The following is a 22,966-nucleotide window of genomic DNA, read 5'->3' on the forward strand; positions in this document are numbered from 1 at the left end:
TTCTTATTGGGCGAAAGCGTGTCGATAGCCTTGTATCTTGTTCCATGCTCCCCGTGTGAAGTCGGGCACTTCTACGGGAACCGAACCATTCTCGATGGAGAGTTTGGTCAGCGGGATGAGTGAGCACCACTCGGCAAGGTCGTAGACGTCCATATCCAGCGGCAGACCGTTGTGCAAGCAGTAGATGAGGCGTGAATCCATGATGAAGTCCATTCCGCCATGTCCACCCACTTCCTTAGCTCTTTCTTCCATGTCCTTGATGATGGGGTCCTTGTATTGCTCCATCAGTCTGCTTTTGGCAGCTTCGGGCATGTATTCGTGGGCAGTGAAGGTCTGCCCGCTGGTGATGGTTTCTGGAAGGTTCTTACTTTCCAGAGCATATCCTTCCATCGGATATTTATCGGCAAATCCTTGTGTTCCGGATAATTGGTACAAACGGCTGTAAGGGCGGGGGGAGGCCACGTTGTGCTCAATCTGGATGGTTTTACCTTTTTCTGTACGTATCAAGGTAAGTGTGACTTCTCCGTTCTGGAAGTTCTTGGCATCTTCGGTCCTTCCGTGCTTATCCAGGTAATCGGGAAGGGAAACGGGATCGCTGTCCATGGCCACCAGATACTTCATACGGTCGCCCCGGTGAATGTCCAGCAACTGGCATGCCGGACCCATTCCATGAGTGGGGTATACGTCTCCCCGGTGGGCCATGTTGTACTGCATGCGCCAGTCGGCATTATAGTCCGGCCAGATATCGTATAGACAATGGTTGTATGCTCCTTTCACATGGGTGATATTTCCGAAAAGACCCTGCTGCGCCATGTTCAGGGTGGTAATCTCAAAGAAGTCATAGACACAGTTTTCCAGCATCATGCAGTGTTTGCGGGTACGTTCTGCGGTGTCTATCACTTTCCAAATTTCATCCAGTGTCATGGCGGCGGGTACTTCGCAAGCCACGTGTTTTCCGTGCTCCATAGCATAAATCATCATGGGAGCATGGTGTATCCAGTCGGTGGCTATATAGATAAGGTCTATGTCATCGCGTTCGCACACTTGTTTCCAGACATCTTCACTGCCGTAGTAGGTGGTTGCTTCGGGCATGTTGGCGCGACTCAGCATGTTTTGGCAGCTGTCCACTCGGAACTGGTTCAAGTCGCACAGAGCCTTTACCTGGATTCCTTTTTGATAGGTGAAGCGGCGGATGGCTTCGGTACCCCGGGCGCCCAGACCGATAAATCCGATGCGCACGGTTTCGATAGGTTCGCAGGTCAGCCCCACTACATCGGTCTGTCCGGCAGGGCGGGGTGGTGTGGAGACACTTATCTGTGTTTCGGCTCTCTTTGAGTCAGAGGTGCAGGCGGAGAAATGGAAGAGGCCGCCAAGCAATAGGGCTATCAGTAATACTGTGTGAAAAGTATATCTTGTTTTCATAGGATATTGTATTTAAATGATTCCCCAATCTCCTGAATGGGGACGAGGAGCAATGGATATTAATAACCGGGATTCTGTGTAACCAATCCCTTACCGTCGTTGATGGCCGAGAGTGGTAACGGATATAATTCCTTGTTCTTGTTGGCATAGGCCGTACCTTTTACCGTTTCGGCATGTTCCACGAACTTGTTAAAGCGAATCAAGTCGGCACGGTATTGTCCGTTCTCACACCATAGTTCATGGCTTCTTTCCTTCAGTAGTATTTCCACGAACTTTTCTTCCGTATTGACCTCACTGTTGCTGATACCATCCAGTCCGGCTCTGTTGCGGATGGTGTTGATGTGGGTCATCGCTTCTTCCTTATCCGCAGCAGATGAGCCGGGTTTCAGATAGAGCGCTTCTGCCAGTGTCAGATACACATCTGCCAGACGGTAGATAATCGGGTCGATAGAACTTTTGCCTCCATTGCCAGTGACGTTGGTGTCGTAGCCGTATTTCAATGGAATAGGACCTAACTCAAGGTGTGAACTGGGGTTCTCACGATCTACGATGTCACCGTTTTGAGCCTGGTAAGAAGCCACCAGATAAGTCTTACGGACGTCATTTTCCTCAAAGCTGTCATAGAAATACCAGGTGCTGTTCACGCATTCGTATCCACTTGCCATACCATGGTCTGCAAAGTCGGTGGGCAGTACGAACATGTGCCAGTCATTCCAGCTTACTGCTTCCGTGTTGACGGGGATTGCCCATATTATTTCCGTATTGCTCTTACCTTGTCCACCTATCTCAAACATCTTCGTATAGTCTGCAGACAAGCGGTAACCGTAAGACGAACTCATCAGTTCGCGGGCAATCGTTTCTACTTTTGTGTAGTAACTCTTGTCGTCTGGGCTCTCGTGCAGATAGAGCCTGATGAGGAGCATATTGGCAAGTCCCTGGCTGAATCTGCCGTATTCGGCTTCTGCTGGGGTGGGCAGGTAGCTAGCTGCAAAGATCAGGTCTTCTTCTATGAACTTTACCATTTCCTCTTTGGAAAGGCGTGCCAGCGGCTTTTCCACTGTGGGATTTTCCAGTACTTCCAGCGGAGCTATGACCAGTGGACCGAACATGTCGTACAAGGTATAGGAAATGAGTCCGCGGGCACATCTTATTTCCGCAGCGTAGCGTTGTTTCTTCTCCGTGCTCAGGAAGTCGCATGCTTCAATCTGTGCCAGTACGGAGGTGCAGCGGCTGATGTCATTGAGCCAACCGTCGCTGTATGCATCTGTATCTGTGTAGTAGAAGCGGGTAAGGTCGGCGGTGGTTGGGAAAAAATTAAGGTCGGATACGTCTTTCAGGAAACCGGATTTGCAGGTTAGAATTTCTGTGGTAAGGTCGTTTACTACGGTTACTCCGCGTTCACTGGTTGAGAAGAGCCCGTCGAACCAGCTGGAGCGTACAGAGTAGTAGCATGAGTTGACCATCGACTCAACGTCTGTTTCCGTTTGTGGAAAATTGGACGGATTGATGTCGGAATAGTCTATGGGGTCAAGGTCTATGCAGCTGTTCAGAGACAAGCCTCCCATCAGAGCTGCTGCCAATATAAATAGTTTACAGTACTTTTTCATAAGAATACTTTTTATAAATGATTAGAATGAAACATCTACACCGAAGCTGAAGGTACGTGCATTGGGATAGGCTGCCGCATAAGCATCTGTTTCGGGGTCAAGGCCTTTATAGGGAGTGATAACAAACAGGTTGTTGACGGAAGCATGGAAACGTACATTACTCAGCACCTTAGTTTTTGCCAGTAAAGACTTGGGCAGTGTATATCCCAGGCTGATGTTCTGCAGACGGATGAACCAGGCTTTCTGGTAGAAGAAGTCTCCTGCCGTATAGTTAGTTCCGGTGATGTAGTAAGAGCTGGGACGTGTGGTCGACGGATTGTCGAAGGTCCATCTGTCTTTGATGGTTCGCAACATGTTGTAGCCGCTTTGGGCGATTCCACCGCCGTTTACGCCGAAATCCATTTCAGTGGGGTCCTGCATGATGCGGTCGAACATACCGTTGAACATGATATTGAGGTCGAAACCTTTGTACTTGAATGTATTGGTCATACTTGCCATCCAGCCCGGGTCCAACGTACCGATAAGTTCGGTGTCGGCTTCGTCTATGATGCCGTCGGGGCGTCCCAGCAGCATGAAGCGACCGTTCTCATCCACTTTCGGGTTGCCGTTTTCATCGCGTACATAGCCGTCGAGGTCCTTGATGACAATCTGTCCCGGACGCAGGTCCGGCTGTGCGGTAGGAGCTTCTTCACCTATCTGCATGATATGGTCGGCACGGCGGGAGTAGATGGCTCGTATCGGGTCTGTCTCTTTCTCATATACGTTCGGTTTCCAGTCCGGAGTGCGTTCTTTCCAGCGATCTTTGTATTTGGTATACGTCAGTGATGTTTCCCAGAAGAAGTCTTTGGTGACAATGTTGCGGGTATTCAAGGTGACTTCGATACCACGGCTCTGCGTCTTGCCGATGTTTGCCATTACTTGCTTCACCTCCTGATAGGTATTCAGGGGCTTGTAGTTCAGCAGGTCCGAAATCACTCTCTGGTAGAGTTCCACAGAACCAGTGATGCGACTCTTCAAGAAGCCGAAGTCCAGTCCGAGATTCCATTCAGTTGTCGTTTCCCATTTCAAGTCTGGATTTTCAAGGCGGCTTTTCATGACGCCGCTTACCGTTTTGTAGTCGGAGTTTATCCAGCTGCCTTGTGCTCCGTAGCTGGCAAAGGCATTGGTACTGATGTCTGCATTACCGGTCTGTCCCCAGCTGAGACGCAGTTTGAGGTTGGATAGCCAGTCAATGTTGCGCATAAAGTTTTCTTCGCTCATGGTCCATCCAGCTGCAACCGATGGGAAATATCCCCATTTGTTGTTCTTGGCAAATACGCTGGCACCGTCGGCACGCAGTGTAGCTGTCAGCAGATAGCGGTTCTTCAGAATGTATCCGGCACGGAAGAAGTAGGACATCATCTTATTCTCGGTAGAGGTGGATTTGGTGATTTTGGTACCTGTACCGGCATCCATGTTGTTCCAGAGGAATGCATCTGTGATGAAATTGTTGTTGCCCAGTTCCGATGCGTCATAATTGAATTTTTCGTAAGAGGTGCCTGCCAGCAGGTTGATGCTGTGGATATCTGCGAAAGTGCGCTGATAGGTGGCAGTTGCTTCCATCAGATACTGGTTGTTGTCGGTATTGTAGATGTAGGCTACACCATTCAGATTCTTTCCGTTCAGCGTGCTGCGGGGCTGGTAGGTTTTGCGGTCCACATTGGCGTGGTCCAAACCGGCGTTGACGCGCAGTGTCAGTCCTGCGATGGGTTTTGCTTCGATGAAGATATTACCCAAGAGGCGGTCAGTACGTCCTTTGTCCGTATTGTTCAGCAAGGAGTAGGGGTTGGGCTGTTGTCCCAGTAAGGGGTTGATGGGATACGTACCGGTTGCTTCGTCATACGCCTGGATATTGGGACCCATCTGTATGGCAGAGCGAATGATACCGGAGTTTTCGAATTGCCCGGAACCTAACTGAGTGTTGTCGTTGTCGATGCGGGTCAATGTAAGGTTCAGACCTGCCTTGAAGATGTTCAGAAACTTCTGGTCAATGTTTGCTTTGGCAGTATAACGAGTCATACCGGAATTCTTGACGATACCCTGGTGGTCGTAATAGTTGAACGACACCATGTATTGCGTACTTTCACTACCACCTTGCAGGTTGACGTTGTGTTCCTGTATCTGTCCGTCGCGTGTAATCAGTCCCAACCAGTCAGTTCCGGGGCCGGCGCCTGCAATGTCATTGTCCGAGTAAGGTCGGCTGTATGCCACTCCGTTGGCAGGATTGGCTTGTGCTTCTTCCAGCGTTCTGTTTCCCCAAGGGGACACGTTGTTGTTCCATAACCAGGATTCCCAGGTGGTGCTGTTCTTTTCTACCATCCATTCTTGCAGAGACAAGAGGTCATAATTGTCTGTGTATTTCTGGAAAGAGTAGTTGTATGAGTAGTTCACACGGGCTTTCCCCTCCTTACCTCTTTTGGTGGTGATGATAACGACACCGTTGGCAGCACGTGCACCGTAGATGGAAGTGGCACTGGCATCTTTCAGCACTTCGATGGATTCTACATCGTTCGGATTCAGGAAGTTTAGGATTCCTTGTGTACCCGGGTCCATTTTGGCATCTCCACCCGAGGCTTGGTCCAGCTTAGCGATGGGGAAACCGTCTACGATATAGAGCGGGTCATTGCTGGCATTGACGGAACCGGCACCGCGGACCAGAATGTCCAGACCGCCACCGGGCTGTGCGCTGTTCTGGCGGATATAGAGTCCGGCAGCCTTACCTTCGAGTGCATGTCCGATGGAAGATACGCCGTTCAAGTTTAGGTCGTCTCCTTTTACACTGGACACAGAGCCCGTCAAGTCGCGTTTCTTGACCGTACCGTATCCTACCACTACCACGTCATCCAACATTTTGCTGTCCTCCTCCAGCACAATCTGCCGGAACTTGTTGTTCTTTAAGGTCACTTCCTGGGTAGTGTACCCTATATAAGAGACAACGAGTGTGCTTCCGGTAGGTACTTCCAGTGAATAATTACCGTCTATGTCGGTAATGCATCCTAGAGTACTGCCTTTGACAAGAATGTTTGCACCGATGACGGGGATACTGTTCTTGTCCGTCACTTGTCCTTTGGCAAGTATGACCTTACCAGACTGCGACGGGGCGTTATCTTGTTTTTGGGTTAGAAGAATTCGTTTTTCGGAGATTGAATAGGCAATATTCGTATTCCTCAAAGCTTGTTCCAGGGCGGCGTTAATGGATGCATTCCGTACATTTACAGTGACATGCTGTTTCACGTCTACTTGTTGTTGTTCATAGAAGAATTTAAAGTCTGTCTGCTGTTCAATGCTTTGAATGAATGCGGATAGAGGTTTGTCGGTCAGGTTGATGTTGATACCTGCATTCTGTGCATGAGAAGCAAGAGGGAATATGCCTGCAATAAGCAGTAATAGAAGACAAAGTCCTTTTGGACATCTTGTCAGGGCATTCTGTGACCAGTATGTTCCCATAATGAATTAGATTTTAGTTAATAATAATTTTTCTCTTTAATGTTTTAAGGCCTTTATTAATTAAAGAGTCCGGCAAATATAGAATTACTCATTTGAAAATAGAAATAAAACATTTATTAACATTCATGATGAATATTGTTCCTGCACCTCGTTAAAAAACTCCTTTTTTTTGGCAGATGATATGGAAACCTTTATATTTGGACGCTCTTTAATGTTCTGGTCCCTTTTTTATTAACCCGTTTTGATAATCTGGTTCATATTGTTATGCCTATGAATAACTATACTTGAAAAGGAGGGGATACATGGAAGAACATATTCTCTTTTCCAAAATACAGCAGGGGGATGCCGCTTCTTTTGAGTGGTTGTACAAAAAGTACCATCCCAGGATGTACGTCTTTTGCTACGGATTGTTGCATGACAGTGACAAGGCAAAGGACATTGTCCAGGAGTGCTTTATCGCCTTCTGGGAACATCGTACTCATATTGATGCTCCCGAAGCCATCAGTGCTTACCTGTTCCGCATTATGAAGAATCTCTGCGTGAAACAAATCCGCCGGGATACCATACTGAATAACTTTTCTAAAATAGAGACGATGACCCTGCGGGAACTAGAACTTGCCAGTTATACGGCTGAGCATAATATTTTGAATGATCTTTATTTCAAGGATTTGAATAAGAGGTATCTGGAAGCGCTTGACAAGCTGCCCAAGCAGTGCCAAACCATTTTCAGGATGAATCGGAACCAAGGAATGCGTAGCGACGAGATAGCCGGAGTGCTGAATCTGTCTGTGCGTACCGTTGAGAACCAACTTTACCGCGGACTCAAACTAATTAAGAAATCATTGGGTGATTATCTGCCCGTATTAATTCTGCTATTTGTCAAAGATTTGTTTAAATAACGATGTGATGATGATAAACGAAGATTATTTTATAAAATACCTGAAGAATGAACTGACGGAGGAAGAAACCCGGCAGTTGATAGCTTGGGTGAAGGAAAAGAAGGAGAATCAGGACTTCCTTTTCTCGCTGAAGGACTCTTATGTATATCTCAATTATGAGAATGATTGCAAGGAAGCGGATACGGAACACGAGTGGCAGAAGTTTGCTCAGAGAACCGGTCTGTCACAGCAGGCGGGCACACCTCCAAAAAAGAAGAATGTGTCATGGAGGCGTTTCTTCCTTTACGCCGCTGTTGTCGTGGTCGTTGCCTTCGTGGGCTGGCAGGCCAATGCTTATTACTCCGGTATCAGTTCATCTGTGGAGCTGGTTACTCTGGAAACAGAAGTAGGACAGCAGGCCAGGACTGTGCTGCCAGATGGCTCTACGGTGTTGCTGAACGCTTGTTCCAAACTGACCTATTCATTGGGGGAGTGGCGGAAAGCACGCGGTGTACAGCTGGAGGGAGAAGCGATATTCGATGTGAAGCATAAAAATGGTAAACCGTTTTATGTACATACCCGTCACTATGACATCCGCGTTCTGGGAACGAATTTCAATGTCTCTTCCTATGCGGAAGAAGCCGAGGATATTGTGACCTTGAAAAATGGAAAGGTGGAGATTGATGTGGAAGGTATTGTCGAGAATGCGGTGTTGGTACCCGGGGAAAGTTTTGTCTATGACAACCGCTCCGGAACTTACAAGATAGAGAAGCGTTCGTTGAACCAGATATACGCATGGGAACATAAGGAGATTGTTTTTGAGGGGCATACTCTGGAAAATAAGAAAGAAGAATTGTCCCGGCATTTCGGTTATCGCTTCCAGATAGCGCCGGAGTTGCATCAGCTCAGTTTCAAAGCGACTTTGCGCGATGAAAGCCTGAATGAATTTCTGTCGTTGCTATGTAGCATTACTCCGCAGTTGTCCTATCGCATAGATGCAACCCATAAAGTTGTAGAGTTGGTAAAATTAGAGAAATAGGAAGATGGATAAGGTGAGGACTGCTTTTATCGGTGTGGGATACCGTGGCAAACAACTGTTTAGATTATTGCAGAATATACCTTTCTTTCAGGTTCAGGCAGTTGCCGACCCGGGTGTGAAGTCGTCGGAAATATCCGGTATCCCTTGCTATAACCAAGGGGAGGATGCCTGCCTTGACATGCTGAAGGAGCATCATCCGGAATTGGTGTTTATCGCCTCTCCCTGGCAATACCATGTGCAGCATGCCTTGCTATGTGTGGAGCACGGGTGCCACGTGGCGTTGGAGATTAAGGGAGGGCTCTATATTGATGAATATACTCCTTTGATGGAACTGGCAGAGCAGCATGGCTGCCGCGTATATCCTTTGGAGAATACACTTTTTATGCGCGAAAACCTTTCCATTCTCAATATAGTGGAATCAGGTCTGTTGGGAGAGATTGTCTACATGCGAGGTGGCTATCGGCACGACCTGCGGCACTTGTTGCTGGACGATGCGGGCAATATCGGTAATCGGGAAAAGACGGAAAGCGTCTGGCGTAGCAAGTTCTATCAAGAGGAGAACGGTGACCTTTATCCCACCCATGGTCTGGCTCCCCTTTGCATGATTGCGGGCATCAACCGGAAAGACCGGATTAGAAGTCTTACCTCATTCGCCTCCAAACCGGCGGGCATGTTGCAGCGTATCAAAGACCTCGGTGGAAATACAGATGTAGAGATACGGACGGGAGATGTTGTCATCACTCAGTTGGAAACGGAAAACGGCATCCTTCTCTCGCTGACCCACGACACCACCTTGCCCCGTCCGCGCAGTTTGGACTTCGAGATACAAGGCACGAAAGGAATCTGGCAGGGAGACAGACGGCTTATATATATAGAAGGGAGCAGTCCCGATGAGACTTGGGAGGCGGACCGTACTTATATAGACTGCTATGAACATTCCTATTGGCAACAGTGGGGTAGGAAGGCACTGGAAGTTGATAGCCATCATCAGGGGATGGACTACATCATGTTGAAAGCTCTGGAAGCAGACTTAAAGGAGGAATACCCTTATCCGGCCACATTAGATGATTTGGCTTTATGGACATCCGTCACGCCTTGGTCGAAAATCTCTATCTCTGAACGAAGAACCGTTCGTTTGTGAATTTTAGCTTTCTTGCCCAGCTGAAACTTTATCACTCTCCGTTCATTGAATTATAGCATTGGATTTATTAATTTTGCAGGAAAGAAAAAAGAATATCATATGGACAAAATAAGAACTGGATTAGCCGCTTACGGAATGTCGGGACGTGTTTTCCATGCTCCCTTCATCTCCACCAACCCTCATTTTGAATTGACTGCCGTTACGGAGCGCAGTAAGGAACTCTCCCGGGAAAAGTATCCCGACGCTTGTATTGTGCGGAGTTTTGAGGAACTTATCGGACTGGAAGGGTTGGATTTGGTTGTCATCAACACACCGGACAGCACTCATTATGAGTATGCCCGCCGCGCCCTCGAAGCTGGCAAGCATGTGGTTGTGGAGAAGCCTTTCACTACCACCGTGGCAGAAGCTGAGGAGCTGGTGGCACTTGCCGCAAGCCGGGGGCTGACCTTGAGCGTTTACCAGAATCGCCGGTGGGACGGAGATTTTCTGACGGTCAAGGAAATACTGTCCAAAGGCCTGCTGGGACATCTGGTGGAGTTTGAATCCACCTTCCCCCGTTATCGTAATTTTATCAAGCCGAATACTTGGAAGGAAACCGGACAAGATGGCGGTGGCTTGACCTATAACCTGGGCGCCCACGTCATAGACCAGGCTGTGCAGCTGTTCGGTATGCCCGAAGCCGTCTTTGCAGATATTGCCACGTTGCGCAAGGACAGCAAGGTAGACGACTACTTCATCATTCATTTGCTACGCCCCTCAAAGGCACCCGAAGTAAAGATAACGCTGAAATCCAGCTATCTGATGTGTGCGAGCGAACCCCGTTTCGTCCTCCACGGCAGGGAAGGTTCTTACGTGAAATATGGTTTCGACCCGCAGGAAGCCGCCTTGAACGAAGGCGTATTGCCCGTCACTCCGCACTGGGGCGAGGAGGACAAATCCTCTTGGGGGATACTTCATACGGAAAAGGGCGGTAGAATCGTGCATGAACCTTATCCAAGCCTTCCCGGTGATTATGCAGCTTTTTACGAGAATATCTATCGGCATATTTGTCACGGCGAACCTTTGCAGAGCGATGCCCGCGAGGTGGTCGGAGTCATCCGCTTGATAGAGGCAGGCTGGGAAAGCAGCCGTATGCAGCGTGTGGTTCGTATCTGATAGAAAATCTTTTACCCGGTAGGGATGTGCAGCTTCACATGTGTCAACCGGGTGTATTTCGTACTTCCTATTATATAGGTACGCGCGATGCGTGCCGATGCTATCTCCATCAGTTCCCCTACCTGGTAGGCATGTTCCACGGCGGGCAGCTGGCATGATTTCCGGCTTGCCGTGCGTGCATTCAGCCGGATGCTGACGAAGTTGCCGATGGAGTCTTTCAGCTTCAGCACCTGGCGCACATAGAAATAAGGAGTGGTCCCTTTGAGCTGCGTCTTGTAGGGGTTGTCCTCCAGTCGCACGCTGAGCACCGTCAGCGTCAGGTTCTCCACTTTTTCGCCTTCCTTCCCCAGAAAACGTCCGCCGGTGGTCTGGTACGTTTTTCTCCGTTGTATGTCGAGATGGACCGAATGGTAAATCTTGGCAATCTGTACAAAACGTTCCTGCTTGGGGATGCGTGGTTGGAATTTGAAAGCTATCCACGTAAGATAGGCAGGGTCTATACGGAGGATTTCGTGCAGGAAGTGTCCGTGGTATTTGCCTACGGAGATAATGTCGTCCCCTTTGCTCTGCATTCTTTTGGCATTGTACTCCACAAGCAACAGGCTGCGCGGTGAGTAGAAGCATAGCGTGCTTGCCATCCGCAGCGTTTCGTGAATGTCGGTGGAAAGGTCGCAAATGTAGAAGATGGACTGTCTTCCGGGCAGTGGAGAGTAAATCCATAAAGTATATTGGAGATGCTCCGGTCGGGGCAGTACGACAAGATAGGCGCCCACTTCCTTATAAGAGGCTCTCCCTTGATTGTATGCATTCAGCTTACTATACAATAAGTCTTGTTCAGTCTGCGGTATGCCGGGTATGATTGGATTTGCCATAGCTCGGAATAATTTATTCCAAATATACCTTTTTGGAATGAAAAAAGCAAGGGGAAGTCAGGAAATATCAGAAGCGTACCATCAATTCCAATACCACCTTGTCTTGTTCCGACTCTTTCGCTATGCTGTTTTTGGCATAGAAGTATTTCTCGTAGTTCAGCCGGAGGTCTGTGCGGAATGCCTTGCTGAGGCTGAAGGTGATGCCGCCCGTCAGGCGTTGGCGTTTGTAGTCGGTCACTGTCAATCTGCCGGTTTCCTCATCGGCGGTTTTGGCGTCGCTCTGGTCGGTCATCATGTCGTAGCGTAGCAGGAAAGACATCTTGTTGAATACTTTTCGTAGAGGCAGGTCGTAGTTGATGAAGGTGTTGACGGCGTGTACATCTTTGAAAGCGTTGTCGGAATATTGCTTGTACAAGTATTCGCCTTCGATATGGAAACGGCCGGTTTCGTAGTAAGCGCCGATGTCATAGGACTGCATGCGTACTTCTTCCGGTTGGATACTCTGCACGCTTAGTGTCAGGTTCAGTCCTTTGGTGAAGAGAAACTGGGCTTTGGCGGAGTAGTTCACTTCCTTGTGCCATTCTTTCTGGTTGGTCAGTCCGGAACCGTTGAAAAGTCCTCCTTCCACGGTGATAGGTACATCGGTAGGCAGGGTATATCCTACTGTGAATCCCACGTCCCGTACATTGCCCACTTGCTTGGCGATGAACGAGCGGTTGGGGAAGTATTGCTGGTGCGGCGAGCGGTGGGCGTCGATGGTGAAGGGGACGCGCATTTGTCCGGCGGTGACTGTTAGTCCTTTTGTCGGGAAAAGCCGGGCGTAGGCATCCAGCATCTTGATTTGGCCTTCGTCGGAGAGGTCTATCTCGGCTTTGTAGGCTACGCTGGGCAATACGTTGCCCGTCACGCTGACGCGGGCATTGCGTACTTCGAAACGTCCTGCACCCATGGTGGTCTGATATTCGTATTTGGCGCGGATGGTTCCGTGGACTTCCGGCAGGTAGTCTTTGGTTTCCATTTTTTCCTTTTCAATCTTTTTTCCGTCCTCATTGATGGAGGGCGTTTGGGCAATTGCGGCCAACGGCAGCAGGGCAATCAGTACTGTCAATGCACTTTTTTTCATAATCTGTTGTTGTCGAATGATTTGTCGGCGACAAAGTTCGGACATACGTGTTGTGTTTTTGTGTCATATATGTTGCATTGTTGTTACAAAAAACTGTTGGAGGGAAGAACTGCGATGGGTGCCGTTTTAATCTTTTTATGGCTTGATTTAGTTTCTTGTTTTTATTAAAACGTTGGTTGTTAGGATTGTATGTGCACTGCCACAAATGTTTCAGTCTGAAATATCAATGAAATATTCTTATCTTTGAAGGAAATATCAAGAACGTTTGTTTTAGAACCCTGATGCTTATGAAAAGACAGTTGTTTTTAGCAGGAATAAGTTTGATACTGGGCGGCATGCCGATGCTTGCTCAAGATATATCTCCGGTGAATTCCGTTTCTTACGAATGGAAGAGCGTACCGATAGTGGGAGGAGGCTTTGTGGACGGTATCGTTTTTCACCCAGAAGCTCCTGGTGTCCGTTATTGCCGCACCGATATGGGAGGAGCCTACCGGTGGGACGCTGCTTCCAACCAGTGGACGCCCTTGCTGGACTGGATAAGTCTGGATGAAAGTAATCTGCAGGGGGTGGAGAGCATTGCCATCGACCCGCAGAATCCGCAGAACGTGTATATTGCCTGCGGTACGTATACCAGTAGCTCCAATGGGGCCATACTTTGTTCTTATGATGGCGGCAGAACCTTTGCCCGTGTCGATGTGCCCTTTACGATGGGCGGCAACGAGAACGGGCGTGGTAATGGGGAACGGATGATGGTGGACCCGCAGAATGGGAATATCATTTATATGGGAACCCGTTTGCATGGTTTGTGGCGCAGTATGGATAAGGGGCAGAGCTGGGCACGGGTGGTGTCTTTCCCGGATGTCTCCGAGAAGTTCAATCCTGCCGACCGTGCTGCATGGGGGAATCGCGGTAGTGGCATTGTCTGCATAGTCTACGATGTACAAGGTACTCAAGATGGGCGTGGTACCCGTGACATTTATGTGGCGGCTTCATTGATGGGAAGGGAAAATCTGTTCGTGAGCCACGACTATGGTGAAAGCTGGCAGCCGGTTGAGGGGCAGCCGGTGCAGTATCGTCCCACACATATGGTTTTGACCGGTGACGGCCAATTAGTATTGACGTACGGAGATACTCCCGGTCCGAGTCAGATGGAGGACGGTGGAGTTTGGAAGTACGATATACGTAAAGACAAATGGACGGACATTTCGCCCGTCCGACTGTCCGATGGCGGAAAAGCGGGATTTGGCTATGCAGCCGTATCAGTGGATGCCCGTAATCCGAAACATCTGATTGCCAGTACACACAGCTTGGGAGGCAAACACAGTTATAAGAGTGATGAGATGTTCCGTACGACCGACGGTGGCAAAAGCTGGAAACCGGTTTTCAAGACGGGATATGAGTATGATTATTCTAAAGCTCCCTATACAGAGGTGGCGCCCCTGCACTGGATGTTCGACATTGAGATAGACCCAGCCGATGCTGAACATGCCATGTTTACCACTGGTTTCGGTGGTTGGGAAACTTTTAATCTATCGGCCGTGGAACGCGGGGAACCGGTGAAATGGAGCATCATGTCTGCCGGTATTGAAGAGACCGTGCCCCTCGAACTTTATGCTCCCGAAAAAGGCGCACGCCTGATTTCCGGTATCGGTGACTATGGTGGCTTTACGCATTTCGACCTCAATCGGCCCGATCCGTTGGGTAGTCATGCCAATCCTCATTTCGGTAATACGAATGGAGTGACGGGTGCCTGGTTGAAGCAGGATTTGATAGTCAGAGTGGGAACTTTGTTCGGCCACCAGCCGGGTGCACGCACCATCTCCTATTCAGAAGACGGAGGCAGGAGTTGGAACATGTGTGCTACTGTTCCCGTAGAGAAGGCGCGCAACGGGCATATTGCCGTTTCGGCCGACGGCTCTTCCTGGATTTGGACACCCGACCGTTCCACCGCTTTTCTGACCCGCGACAAAGGGAATTCGTGGATGTCTTGTCAAGGCCTGCCGGAGAATATCCGTGTCATAGCCGACAAAGTGAATCCCAAACGTTTTTATGCCGTGGATGCTGTTGCCGGACTTCTATACAGCAGCGAAGATGGCGGGGCGACCTTCCATACCGATACTCTGCAACTGGCTGTAAAAACACTCCGGCGGGGCAATGCCTCTCTGACGAATCGCAGGGGTGACCCGCGCGGAGGGCAAGACCGTATTTATTCGACTCCCGGTCGTGAGGGAGATTTGTGGATTGCCGCTTACGATGGCCTGTACCATTCCACTACCCGTACGGGATTTGATTTTCGTGCGCTGGACAAAGTCCGTACTATCTATGCCTTCGGTTTTGGCAAGGCAAAGCCGGGCAGTAACTATCCGGCCCTTTATCTGATTGGCGTTGTCAACGGTCAGTACGGCTTTTTCCGCTCAGACGATGCTGCCGTTTCCTGGATGCGTATTAACGATGATGCTCATCAATACGGGTTGGTTCTGCATATCTGTGGGGATATGCAGGAGTATGGCAGGGTCTATATAGGGACACATGGACGGGGGATTGTGACGGGAGTGCCCTCTTCCGATTGACAAGTTCTTTATGTGAAGGCATGCTAAAAAGGCATGCCTTTTCTCTATCTTCTGCTCGAAATCATGTATTTTTGCAGACTAATTCATTGGTTTCTGATATGAGTACACCTGAAAAGCGAGTATTGGTCGGTATGAGCGGTGGTATAGACAGTACTGCCACTTGCCTGATGTTGAAGGAGCAGGGCTATGAGATAGTCGGTCTCACCATGTGGGTGTGGGGAGACGAACCGGTAGAAGCCCACCAACTGGCAGACAGCATGGGGATTGAACATCATGTGGCAGATGAGCGCGAAGCCTTCCGACAGATAATCGTACAGAATTTTATAGATGAATATTGTCAGGGTCGGACTCCGAACCCTTGTGTGATGTGTAATCCGCTGTTCAAGTTCCGTATTCTTGAGGAGTGGGCAGACAAGCTGGGGTGTGCCTATATTGCTACCGGACATTACACCCGTCTGGAGGAACGGAACGGTAAGGTTTATATCATAGCCGGGGATGATGACAAGAAAGACCAGTCCTACTTTTTGTGGAGACTGGGGCAGGAGTTGCTGAAGCGTTGTATCTTCCCCTTAGGCACCTATACCAAGCAGCAAGTCCGCGAATACCTCCGCGACAAAGGTTATACCGTCAAGGCGGAAGAAGGCGAGAGCATGGAGGTCTGCTTCATTAAAGGTGATTACCGTGATTTCCTGCGCGAACACTCTCCGGAGATAGACCGCGAGGTGGGACCGGGATGGTTTGTCAATTCGGAAGGCGTTAAGCTGGGTGAACACAAAGGCTTTCCCTATTACACCATCGGGCAGCGCAAGGGACTCGAAATAGCCTTGGGCAAACCTGCCTACGTCTTGAAAATCAATCCTCAGAAGAATACGGTGATGCTGGGAGACGCCGAACAGCTGAAGACGGGATATATGCTTGCCGAACATGAGAATTTGGTGGATGAGGGAGAGTTTTTTGAAAGCAAGGAGCTAACCGTACGTATCCGTTACCGCAGTAAACCGATTCCTTGCGACGTGAAGCGCCTGGAGGACGGTCGTCTGCTGGTACACTTCCAGACGGAAGCCTCTGCCATAGCTCCGGGACAGTCTGCCGTATTCTATATAGGCCGAAGGGTAGTGGGCGGTTCCTTTATCGCTTCCCAAAGAGGCATCGGGATGTTCCTTTAATTTTTAATTTTTAATTTATAATTGTGAAAAGACTTCTACTCCTTTCCGCCTTTGTCCTGCTTGCGGCAGGAGCATCGGCACAACAAGATACATTGAAGTATCGCATCAGCCTGAAGGATAAGGCTGCCACCACGTATTCCTTGGAACACCCGGAAGCGTTTCTTTCTGAAAAGGCGATTGCTCGTCGGCATAAGCAGAACCTGCCGATAGATTCTACCGACTTGCCGGTGTGCCGCAAGTACGTGGACGAAATTCGCCATCAGGGCGTAAATGTTGTGGTTACCGGTAAATGGGAGAACTTCGTCACGGTATCTTGCAATGACTCTACCTTGATAGACCGTATTGCCGCACTACCTTTTGTCTGCGCTACGGAAAAAGTCTGGATAGCTCCCAAAGGTGACAGTCCGATGATGTCTACCGGACGCGATTCTTTGATTAACCAGCCGAGTGTACATCCTGACAGTATCTATGGACTTGCCGTTAGCCAGATACAGATGAGTAATGGTGATAAATTGCACCAGGGAGGGTTCAAGGGGCAGGGCATGACGATTGCAGTTATCGATGCCGGTTTTCATAATGCCGATAAGATAACTGCCATGCAGAACATCCGGGTGTTGGGAACCAAAGATTTTGTAAATCAGCAGGCAGACATCTTTGCAGAGAGCAGTCATGGCATGATGGTACTGTCCTGCATCGGCATGAACCAGCCCGGCATTATGACCGGTACGGCGCCTGAGGCTTCTTTCTGGTTGCTGCGTAGCGAAGACGAGTATTCCGAGCATTTGGTCGAGCAGGACTATTGGTCTGCAGCGGTGGAGTTTGCCGATAGTGTAGGGGTGGATGTACTCAATACTTCATTGGGATATTACACTTTTGACGACAAGTCGAAAGATTATAGGTTCCGTGATTTGGACGGACGCCATGCACTGATGTCCCGTCAGGCTTCACACGTTGCGGACAAAGGAATGGTGCTGGTGTGCAGTGCCGGCAATTCTGGTATGGGTTCGTGGAAGAAAATCACACCTCCGGGAGATGCGGAGAACGTGCTGACCGTGGGCGCTATTGACAAGGAAGCCGTACTGGCTCCTTTCTCATCTATCGGGAATACGGCGGACCACCGGATAAAACCGGATGTGGTGGCTGTCGGCTTGGGGGCTGATGTCATACGTACGGATGGTAACCAGGGTAAGGCAAACGGTACGTCGTTTTCTTCTCCTATCATGTGTGGCATGGTGACTTGCTTGTGGCAGGCTTGCCCTGAACTTACGGCTAAAGAGGTGATAGAACTGGTACGCCGCTCCGGTGACCGTAAAGATTATCCCGATAATATATACGGTTATGGTGTGCCCGATATGTGGAAAGCATATCAGGATTATCTGCTCAAAAGATAGCCATATGGAATCGTTGTCTTTGTATGAGCTCAACGCCCTTGTGCGCCGCAGTCTGGAACAATGCCTTCCTGACGAGTGTTGGGTGCAGGCGGAGTTGAGTGATGTGCGTACCAATAGCACGGGGCATTGCTATCTGGAATTTGTGCAGAAAGATCCCCGCAGCAATAGTCTGATAGCTAAGGCGAGAGGTACCATCTGGGCAAATGTGTTTCGGCTGCTGAAACCCTATTTTGAGGAGGCTACGGGGCAGGCATTTGTTTCGGGCATCAAAGTGCTGGTGCAGGTCACTGTCAACTTCCATGAGCTTTATGGCTACAGCCTTACGGTGCAGGACATAGACCCCACCTATACCTTAGGCGATATGGCGCGCCGCCGCCGGGAAATATTGAAGCAGCTCGAGGAAGAGGGAGTGCTCACCCTGAACAAAGAACTCGATATGCCCTGCCTGCCGCAACGCATTGCCGTCATATCTTCACCCACGGCGGCCGGTTATGGTGATTTCTGCCATCAGCTGAAAAACAATTCCAAGGGTTTCTTCTTTTATACGGAACTGTTTCCTGCCCTGATGCAGGGCGACCGTGTGGAGGAGTCCGTTCTGTCTGCCCTCGACCGGGTGAATGCCCGCTTGTCCGAGTTTGATGTAGTGGTCATTATTCGTGGTGGAGGCGCCACGTCCGATTTGTCCGGCTTCGATACTTATCTGCTTGCTGCTGCATGTGCACAGTTTCCGTTGCCCATCCTGACGGGTATCGGCCACGAGCGGGATGACACGGTGCTGGATTCTGTGGCACATACCCGTGTAAAGACCCCTACGGCGGCTGCCGAATTCTTAATAGAGTCCATGGACAGCGCTGCCGATAAACTGGAGATGCTTGCTTCCCGCTTGCATGAGGGTGTCAGGAATCTGTTGCAGCAGGAACAGCGCAAACTTTCTGGTTACAAGAACCGGATTCCTTCTGCCGCATACCATCGTATATCCGATGCAAAAATGGCTTTGCTGACTGTGCGGAAAGATGTGGTGCAGGCTGTGACTTCCTCTTTGTTCCGCCATCGCCATCGCCTGGAATTGTTGCAACAACGATTGGCAGATGCTTCACCGGAAAAGTTGTTGGCTCGCGGTTACAGCATTACGTTGAAAGATGGGAAAGTAGTGAAGAATGCAGATGAACTGCAGGAGAATGATATGATAACAACCCGTCTGCAGAATGGTGAAGTGGTTTCAATAGTACATATTTAACTCTCATTCATGCAGTGTTTTGCAAGTCTCTGTATTTTATAAATATTACTTAAATCATTTAAAATGAACAAAGATGAAAACACAAAATTTGTTTCTTATGCTGATGGTCATGGCATTTAGTTTTATTTCATGTACGGATGATAAGGTCGAAATTTCTCAACTGGTAGGTAAGTGGATTGCGAAAGAACCAGTTTTGCAGGACGATTTTGTGACCAGCTACACTTTTAATGCAGACAAGACCTATGAAGTTTATACCGGAAGCCCGTTCTCTAACGGAGTCCCTTTTCGTGGAACTTATATCATAAGTCTTGATGAAAAATTGATTACGTTGTATGATAAAGAGGAACATTATACTGAACAATATCATATTTTGAAACTGACGTCCAAGGAGATGAAGTGGGAGAACGCATCGCCCAAAGACGGGAATTCTGACAAACGGTTTGAGAAGTACAACGATTAATTAATTTCAATTATGCCAGTAACCAAGAAAAAAGAGACCTACTCCGAAGCCATGGCACGTTTGGAGAAAATTGTCAGCCAGATAGACAACAACGAACTGGAGATAGATGTGCTTGCTGAAAAAATAAAGGAAGCAAACGGAATTATAGCATTTTGCAGCGATAAATTGACCAAAGCTGACAAGGAAATTGAAAAATTACTGTCGGAGAAGTGGGAATCTGAAGAATAAAAGCTATTTTTGTTGCAAAATGTACGTAATAGAAGTAACTAATACTTTGAGATATGAAAGAACTTGATTGGGCTAATCTGCCGTTCGGATATATGAAGACAGATTACAATGTGAGAATTTACTATCGTAACGAACAATGGGGCGAACTGGAAGTTTGCAGTGAGGAAACCATTCCTATGCACATGGCTGCCACTTGTTTGCACTACGGTCAGGAAGCGTTTGAGGGTTTGAAGGCTTTTCGTGGCAAAGACGGTAAAGTGCGTATCTTCCGTTTGGAGGAGAATGCAGCCCGCCTGCAATCCACTTGCCGTGGCATCTTGATGCCGGAACTTTCTACGGAGCGTTTCAAAGAAGCTATTCTGAAGGTGGTGAAGCTGAACGAGCGTTTCATTCCGCCTTATGAATCGGGTGCTTCTCTGTATATCCGTCCGTTGCTGGTGGGTACCGGTGCACAAGTAGGCGTACATCCTGCCAGCGAATATCTGTTTGTGGTGTTCGTGACCCCGGTAGGTCCTTACTTTAAGGGTGGATTCTCAACCAATCCGTATGTCATTATCCGCGAATTCGACCGTGCTGCCCCATTGGGTACCGGTATTTATAAAGTAGGTGGTAACTATGCAGCCAGCTTGCGTGCCAACAAGAAAGCGCACGATTTGGGTTATGCCTGTGAGTTCTATCTGGATGCCAAGGAAAAGAAATACATGGACGAATGTGGTGCTGCCAACTTCTTCGGCATCAAGGACAATACGTATATCACTCCGAAGTCCACTTCCATCCTGCCCTCCATCACCAACAAGAGCCTGATGCAGCTGGCAGAGGATATGGGCATGAAGGTGGAGCGCCGTCCGGTTCCCGAAGAAGAGTTGCTGACTTTCGAGGAAGCGGGTGCCTGCGGTACGGCTGCCGTTATCAGCCCCATCGAACGTATTGACGACGTAGAGAACGGCAAGTCATATGTTATTTCCAAAGATGGAAAACCGGGACCGGTATGTACGAAGCTTTACAACAAGCTGCGTGCCATCCAGTATGGTGACGAGCCAGATACTCATGGTTGGGTAACGATCGTTGAATAATACGGTAATGTCTATCGTATAAGACTTGCCGGGACTTTGTTTTTATACTTTTAGGCACGGATTGCGCGGAAAGCACGGATAGATTGAAGAGAGACCGTGAAAATCCGTGTAATCCGTGCCTAAAATAATATGTTTTATGTTTCAATGCTTCTTAAATGGGAAAGAACAAGTTAGAGAAGTTTGCCGATATGGCGAGTTATCCGCATGTTTTCGAGTATCCGTATTCCGCGGTAGATAATGTGCCGTTTGACATGAAAGGGAACTGGCATGGGCAGTTTTTCAAAAACGACCATCCTATTGTTCTGGAACTGGGCTGTGGTAGGGGAGAATATACTGTCGGATTGGGACGTATGTTTCCCGAAAAGAACTTCATCGGAGTGGATATAAAAGGGGCTCGTATGTGGACGGGAGCTACCGAGTCGCTGCAATCGGGCATGAAGAATGTGGCCTTTCTGCGTACGAATATCGAAATCATAGACCGCTTTTTTGCTCCGGATGAAGTGAGTGAAATCTGGCTTACTTTCTCGGACCCGCAGATGAAGAAGGCTACAAAAAGGCTTACTTCCACTTATTTCATGGAGCGCTACCGCAAGTTCCTGAAGAATGACGGTATCGTTCATCTGAAGACGGACAGTAACTTCATGTTTACCTATACCCGGTACATGATTGAAAGAAACCGGTTACCGGTGGATGTGATGACGGAAGACTTGTACCACTCCGGCATGGCTGATGAGATACTCAGCATCAAGACCTATTATGAACAACAATGGCTGGATCGTGGTTTGAATATCAAGTACATCAAGTTCCATCTTCCGCAAGAGGGCGAGTTGCAGGAGCCGGATGTGGAGATAGAGCTGGATGAGTACCGCAGTTATAACCGTAGCAAGCGTAGCGGATTGCAAACCAGCAAATGATGCGAATCAGTGGTTAAAAATACTACTGATTCGCATAAAAATAGTAAATAGTAAATCGTCAAATAGTACATACAATGACATTATATCCAAAATTAATCCTTGATGCATTGGCAACAGTGCGTTATCCCGGCACCGGAAAGAATCTTGTTGAGGCTGAGATGGTGGCCGATAACATGCGGATTGACGGGATGAAGGTCAGCTTCTCGTTAACATTTGAGAAACCGACTGATCCGTTCATGAAGTCAATGGTGAAGGCTGCCGAGACAGCTATACATACGTATGTTTCTCCTGAGGTGGAGGTTGTGATTACGACTGAAAGCCGTCAGGCGGCACGTCCGGAAGTGGGTAAGCTATTACCCCAGGTGAAGAATGTTATCGGAGTGTCTTCCGGAAAAGGTGGGGTAGGCAAGTCCACGGTTGCTGCCAACCTTGCCGTGTCTTTGGCAAAGTTGGGTTATAAAGTAGGTCTGCTGGATGCTGATATCTTCGGGCCTTCTGTTCCAAAGATGTTCCAAGTGGAAGATGCCCGTCCGGTGGCAGAGAACATTGGTGGACGTGACTTGATTGTTCCGATAGAGAAGTATGGCATCAAGTTGCTTTCCATCGGTTTCTTTGTAGACCCCGACCAGGCCACTTTGTGGCGGGGAGGTATGGCAAGCAATGCCTTGAAGCAGCTGATTGGTGATGCCGATTGGGGAGAACTGGATTATTTCCTTATCGACCTTCCTCCCGGAACGAGCGACATTCACTTGACAGTGGTGCAGACTTTGGCACTGACAGGAGCTATCGTTGTTAGCACGCCGCAGGCTGTGGCGCTGGCAGATGCCCGCAAAGGCATCAATATGTTTACCAATGATAAGGTGAATGTGCCCATTCTCGGTTTGGTGGAGAACATGGCTTGGTTCACGCCTGCCGAATTGCCGGAAAACAAGTATTATATCTTTGGAAAAGAAGGCGCAAAGAGACTGGCTGAGAAAATGAACGTACCCTTGCTGGGACAAATTCCTATCGTACAGAGCATCTGTGAGAGTGGTGATAAGGGGACTCCGGTTGCTTTGGATGAGAATACGGTGACCGGGCGCGCTTTCCTGCAACTGGCTGCTGCCGTAGTCCGTCAGGTAGACCGCAGAAATATGGAAATGGCGCCGACGCGGATTGTGGAAGTGCATAAATAAACATGGATGTTTTCCTTATGAAAAGGAGC

18 protein-coding genes are annotated in these 22,966 nt (G+C 48.8%); 13 read left to right on the top strand and 5 right to left on the bottom strand.

Annotation, left to right across the window (positions count from 1 at the left end; all coding sequences use genetic code 11):
• Positions 1-3: 3 nt before the first annotated feature.
• The 3 genes from DXD65_RS14600 to DXD65_RS14610 are packed head-to-tail and all read right to left on the bottom strand — an operon-like array spanning position 4 to position 6,515.
• Positions 4-1,422: a Gfo/Idh/MocA family protein gene (locus tag DXD65_RS14600; RefSeq protein WP_005829667.1), complete on the bottom strand. Its 1,419-nt coding sequence runs from the start codon at positions 1,420-1,422 to the stop codon at positions 4-6.
• 59 nt (positions 1,423-1,481) lie between these two features.
• The gene (locus DXD65_RS14605; protein ID WP_005829669.1) at positions 1,482-3,029 is read right to left on the bottom strand and encodes a RagB/SusD family nutrient uptake outer membrane protein; all 1,548 of its coding nucleotides are present in this window, start codon (positions 3,027-3,029) and stop codon (positions 1,482-1,484) included.
• A gap of 21 nt (positions 3,030-3,050) precedes the next feature.
• The gene (locus DXD65_RS14610) at positions 3,051-6,515 is read right to left on the bottom strand and encodes a TonB-dependent receptor (RefSeq protein ID WP_057087123.1); all 3,465 of its coding nucleotides are present in this window, start codon (positions 6,513-6,515) and stop codon (positions 3,051-3,053) included.
• Positions 6,516-6,817: 302 nt separating this feature from the next.
• On the opposite strand from DXD65_RS14610, the gene DXD65_RS14615 reads away from it, so the two are divergent.
• The 4 genes from DXD65_RS14615 to DXD65_RS14630 all read left to right on the top strand — a co-directional run bounded on the left by DXD65_RS14615 (position 6,818) and on the right by DXD65_RS14630 (position 10,728).
• Entirely contained in the window at positions 6,818-7,414 is a 597-nt protein-coding gene (locus tag DXD65_RS14615; protein ID WP_005829674.1) for an RNA polymerase sigma-70 factor, read from the top strand.
• A gap of 7 nt (positions 7,415-7,421) precedes the next feature.
• Positions 7,422-8,432 (top strand): FecR family protein, encoded by a 1,011-nt coding sequence (locus tag DXD65_RS14620; RefSeq protein ID WP_057087124.1) that lies wholly within the window; start codon positions 7,422-7,424, stop codon positions 8,430-8,432.
• A 4-nt stretch (positions 8,433-8,436) separates the two neighbouring features.
• Positions 8,437-9,573: a Gfo/Idh/MocA family protein gene (locus DXD65_RS14625; protein ID WP_005829678.1), complete on the top strand. Its 1,137-nt coding sequence runs from the start codon at positions 8,437-8,439 to the stop codon at positions 9,571-9,573.
• A gap of 99 nt (positions 9,574-9,672) precedes the next feature.
• On the top strand, positions 9,673-10,728 hold the full coding sequence (locus DXD65_RS14630) for a Gfo/Idh/MocA family oxidoreductase (protein WP_008664244.1): 1,056 nt from the start codon (positions 9,673-9,675) through the stop codon (positions 10,726-10,728).
• Between the two features lie 11 nt (positions 10,729-10,739).
• Here the strand turns inward: DXD65_RS14630 and DXD65_RS14635 are convergent, their stop codons facing one another.
• Both DXD65_RS14635 and DXD65_RS14640 read right to left on the bottom strand, forming a co-directional pair.
• The gene (locus tag DXD65_RS14635) at positions 10,740-11,600 is read right to left on the bottom strand and encodes a hypothetical protein (protein WP_044467243.1); all 861 of its coding nucleotides are present in this window, start codon (positions 11,598-11,600) and stop codon (positions 10,740-10,742) included.
• Between the two features lie 67 nt (positions 11,601-11,667).
• Positions 11,668-12,723 carry a porin gene (locus DXD65_RS14640; protein WP_117588999.1) on the bottom strand — a complete coding sequence of 352 codons (1,056 nt, stop codon included), beginning with the start codon at positions 12,721-12,723 and terminating at the stop codon, positions 11,668-11,670.
• A 287-nt stretch (positions 12,724-13,010) separates the two neighbouring features.
• Between DXD65_RS14640 and DXD65_RS14645 the strand changes: the two genes are divergently transcribed.
• From DXD65_RS14645 to DXD65_RS14685, 9 genes are all read left to right on the top strand, one after another.
• A complete protein-coding gene (locus DXD65_RS14645) occupies positions 13,011-15,293 on the top strand; it encodes a sialidase family protein (RefSeq protein WP_233556146.1) in 2,283 nt (760 codons plus the stop codon).
• A gap of 98 nt (positions 15,294-15,391) precedes the next feature.
• Positions 15,392-16,459, top strand: a complete 1,068-nt coding sequence (gene mnmA / locus DXD65_RS14650; protein WP_022401340.1) for a tRNA 2-thiouridine(34) synthase MnmA — start codon at positions 15,392-15,394, stop codon at positions 16,457-16,459.
• Positions 16,460-16,479: 20 nt separating this feature from the next.
• The gene (locus tag DXD65_RS14655; protein WP_374707737.1) at positions 16,480-17,850 is read left to right on the top strand and encodes a S8 family peptidase; all 1,371 of its coding nucleotides are present in this window, start codon (positions 16,480-16,482) and stop codon (positions 17,848-17,850) included.
• A gap of 4 nt (positions 17,851-17,854) precedes the next feature.
• On the top strand, positions 17,855-19,087 hold the full coding sequence (xseA, locus tag DXD65_RS14660; protein WP_117681589.1) for an exodeoxyribonuclease VII large subunit: 1,233 nt from the start codon (positions 17,855-17,857) through the stop codon (positions 19,085-19,087).
• A 73-nt stretch (positions 19,088-19,160) separates the two neighbouring features.
• Positions 19,161-19,547, top strand: coding sequence for a lipocalin family protein (locus DXD65_RS14665; RefSeq protein ID WP_117887755.1), 387 nt, complete (start codon positions 19,161-19,163; stop codon positions 19,545-19,547).
• Between the two features lie 12 nt (positions 19,548-19,559).
• Positions 19,560-19,775, top strand: coding sequence for an exodeoxyribonuclease VII small subunit (gene xseB / locus DXD65_RS14670; protein ID WP_005829741.1), 216 nt, complete (start codon positions 19,560-19,562; stop codon positions 19,773-19,775).
• A 53-nt stretch (positions 19,776-19,828) separates the two neighbouring features.
• Positions 19,829-20,848, top strand: a complete 1,020-nt coding sequence (locus DXD65_RS14675; protein WP_005833410.1) for a branched-chain amino acid aminotransferase — start codon at positions 19,829-19,831, stop codon at positions 20,846-20,848.
• Between the two features lie 155 nt (positions 20,849-21,003).
• The gene (trmB, locus tag DXD65_RS14680) at positions 21,004-21,762 is read left to right on the top strand and encodes a tRNA (guanosine(46)-N7)-methyltransferase TrmB (protein ID WP_117681592.1); all 759 of its coding nucleotides are present in this window, start codon (positions 21,004-21,006) and stop codon (positions 21,760-21,762) included.
• Between the two features lie 74 nt (positions 21,763-21,836).
• Complete coding sequence (locus tag DXD65_RS14685; RefSeq protein WP_005829749.1) at positions 21,837-22,937, top strand: Mrp/NBP35 family ATP-binding protein; 1,101 nt, start codon at positions 21,837-21,839, stop codon at positions 22,935-22,937.
• The last annotated feature ends 29 nt before the right edge of the window (positions 22,938-22,966 follow it).

Source organism: Bacteroides sp. 4_1_36 (genome assembly GCF_003466325.1).
GTDB classification, from domain to species: domain Bacteria; phylum Bacteroidota; class Bacteroidia; order Bacteroidales; family Bacteroidaceae; genus Bacteroides; species Bacteroides uniformis.

Coding starts and splice junctions, on each gene's coding strand:
- DXD65_RS14665 (WP_117887755.1), top strand. CDS start 19,161: ATGAAAACACAAAATTTGTTTCTTATGCTGATGGTCATGGCATTTAGT.
- xseB (WP_005829741.1), top strand. CDS start 19,560: ATGCCAGTAACCAAGAAAAAAGAGACCTACTCCGAAGCCATGGCACGT.
- DXD65_RS14635 (WP_044467243.1), bottom strand. CDS start 11,600: ATGGCAAATCCAATCATACCCGGCATACCGCAGACTGAACAAGACTTA.
- xseA (WP_117681589.1), top strand. CDS start 17,855: ATGGAATCGTTGTCTTTGTATGAGCTCAACGCCCTTGTGCGCCGCAGT.
- DXD65_RS14675 (WP_005833410.1), top strand. CDS start 19,829: ATGAAAGAACTTGATTGGGCTAATCTGCCGTTCGGATATATGAAGACA.
- DXD65_RS14645 (WP_233556146.1), top strand. CDS start 13,011: ATGAAAAGACAGTTGTTTTTAGCAGGAATAAGTTTGATACTGGGCGGC.
- trmB (WP_117681592.1), top strand. CDS start 21,004: ATGGGAAAGAACAAGTTAGAGAAGTTTGCCGATATGGCGAGTTATCCG.
- DXD65_RS14610 (WP_057087123.1), bottom strand. CDS start 6,515: ATGGGAACATACTGGTCACAGAATGCCCTGACAAGATGTCCAAAAGGA.
- DXD65_RS14620 (WP_057087124.1), top strand. CDS start 7,422: ATGATGATAAACGAAGATTATTTTATAAAATACCTGAAGAATGAACTG.
- DXD65_RS14640 (WP_117588999.1), bottom strand. CDS start 12,723: ATGAAAAAAAGTGCATTGACAGTACTGATTGCCCTGCTGCCGTTGGCC.
- DXD65_RS14625 (WP_005829678.1), top strand. CDS start 8,437: ATGGATAAGGTGAGGACTGCTTTTATCGGTGTGGGATACCGTGGCAAA.
- DXD65_RS14630 (WP_008664244.1), top strand. CDS start 9,673: ATGGACAAAATAAGAACTGGATTAGCCGCTTACGGAATGTCGGGACGT.
- DXD65_RS14600 (WP_005829667.1), bottom strand. CDS start 1,422: ATGAAAACAAGATATACTTTTCACACAGTATTACTGATAGCCCTATTG.
- DXD65_RS14685 (WP_005829749.1), top strand. CDS start 21,837: ATGACATTATATCCAAAATTAATCCTTGATGCATTGGCAACAGTGCGT.
- DXD65_RS14615 (WP_005829674.1), top strand. CDS start 6,818: ATGGAAGAACATATTCTCTTTTCCAAAATACAGCAGGGGGATGCCGCT.
- DXD65_RS14605 (WP_005829669.1), bottom strand. CDS start 3,029: ATGAAAAAGTACTGTAAACTATTTATATTGGCAGCAGCTCTGATGGGA.
- mnmA (WP_022401340.1), top strand. CDS start 15,392: ATGAGTACACCTGAAAAGCGAGTATTGGTCGGTATGAGCGGTGGTATA.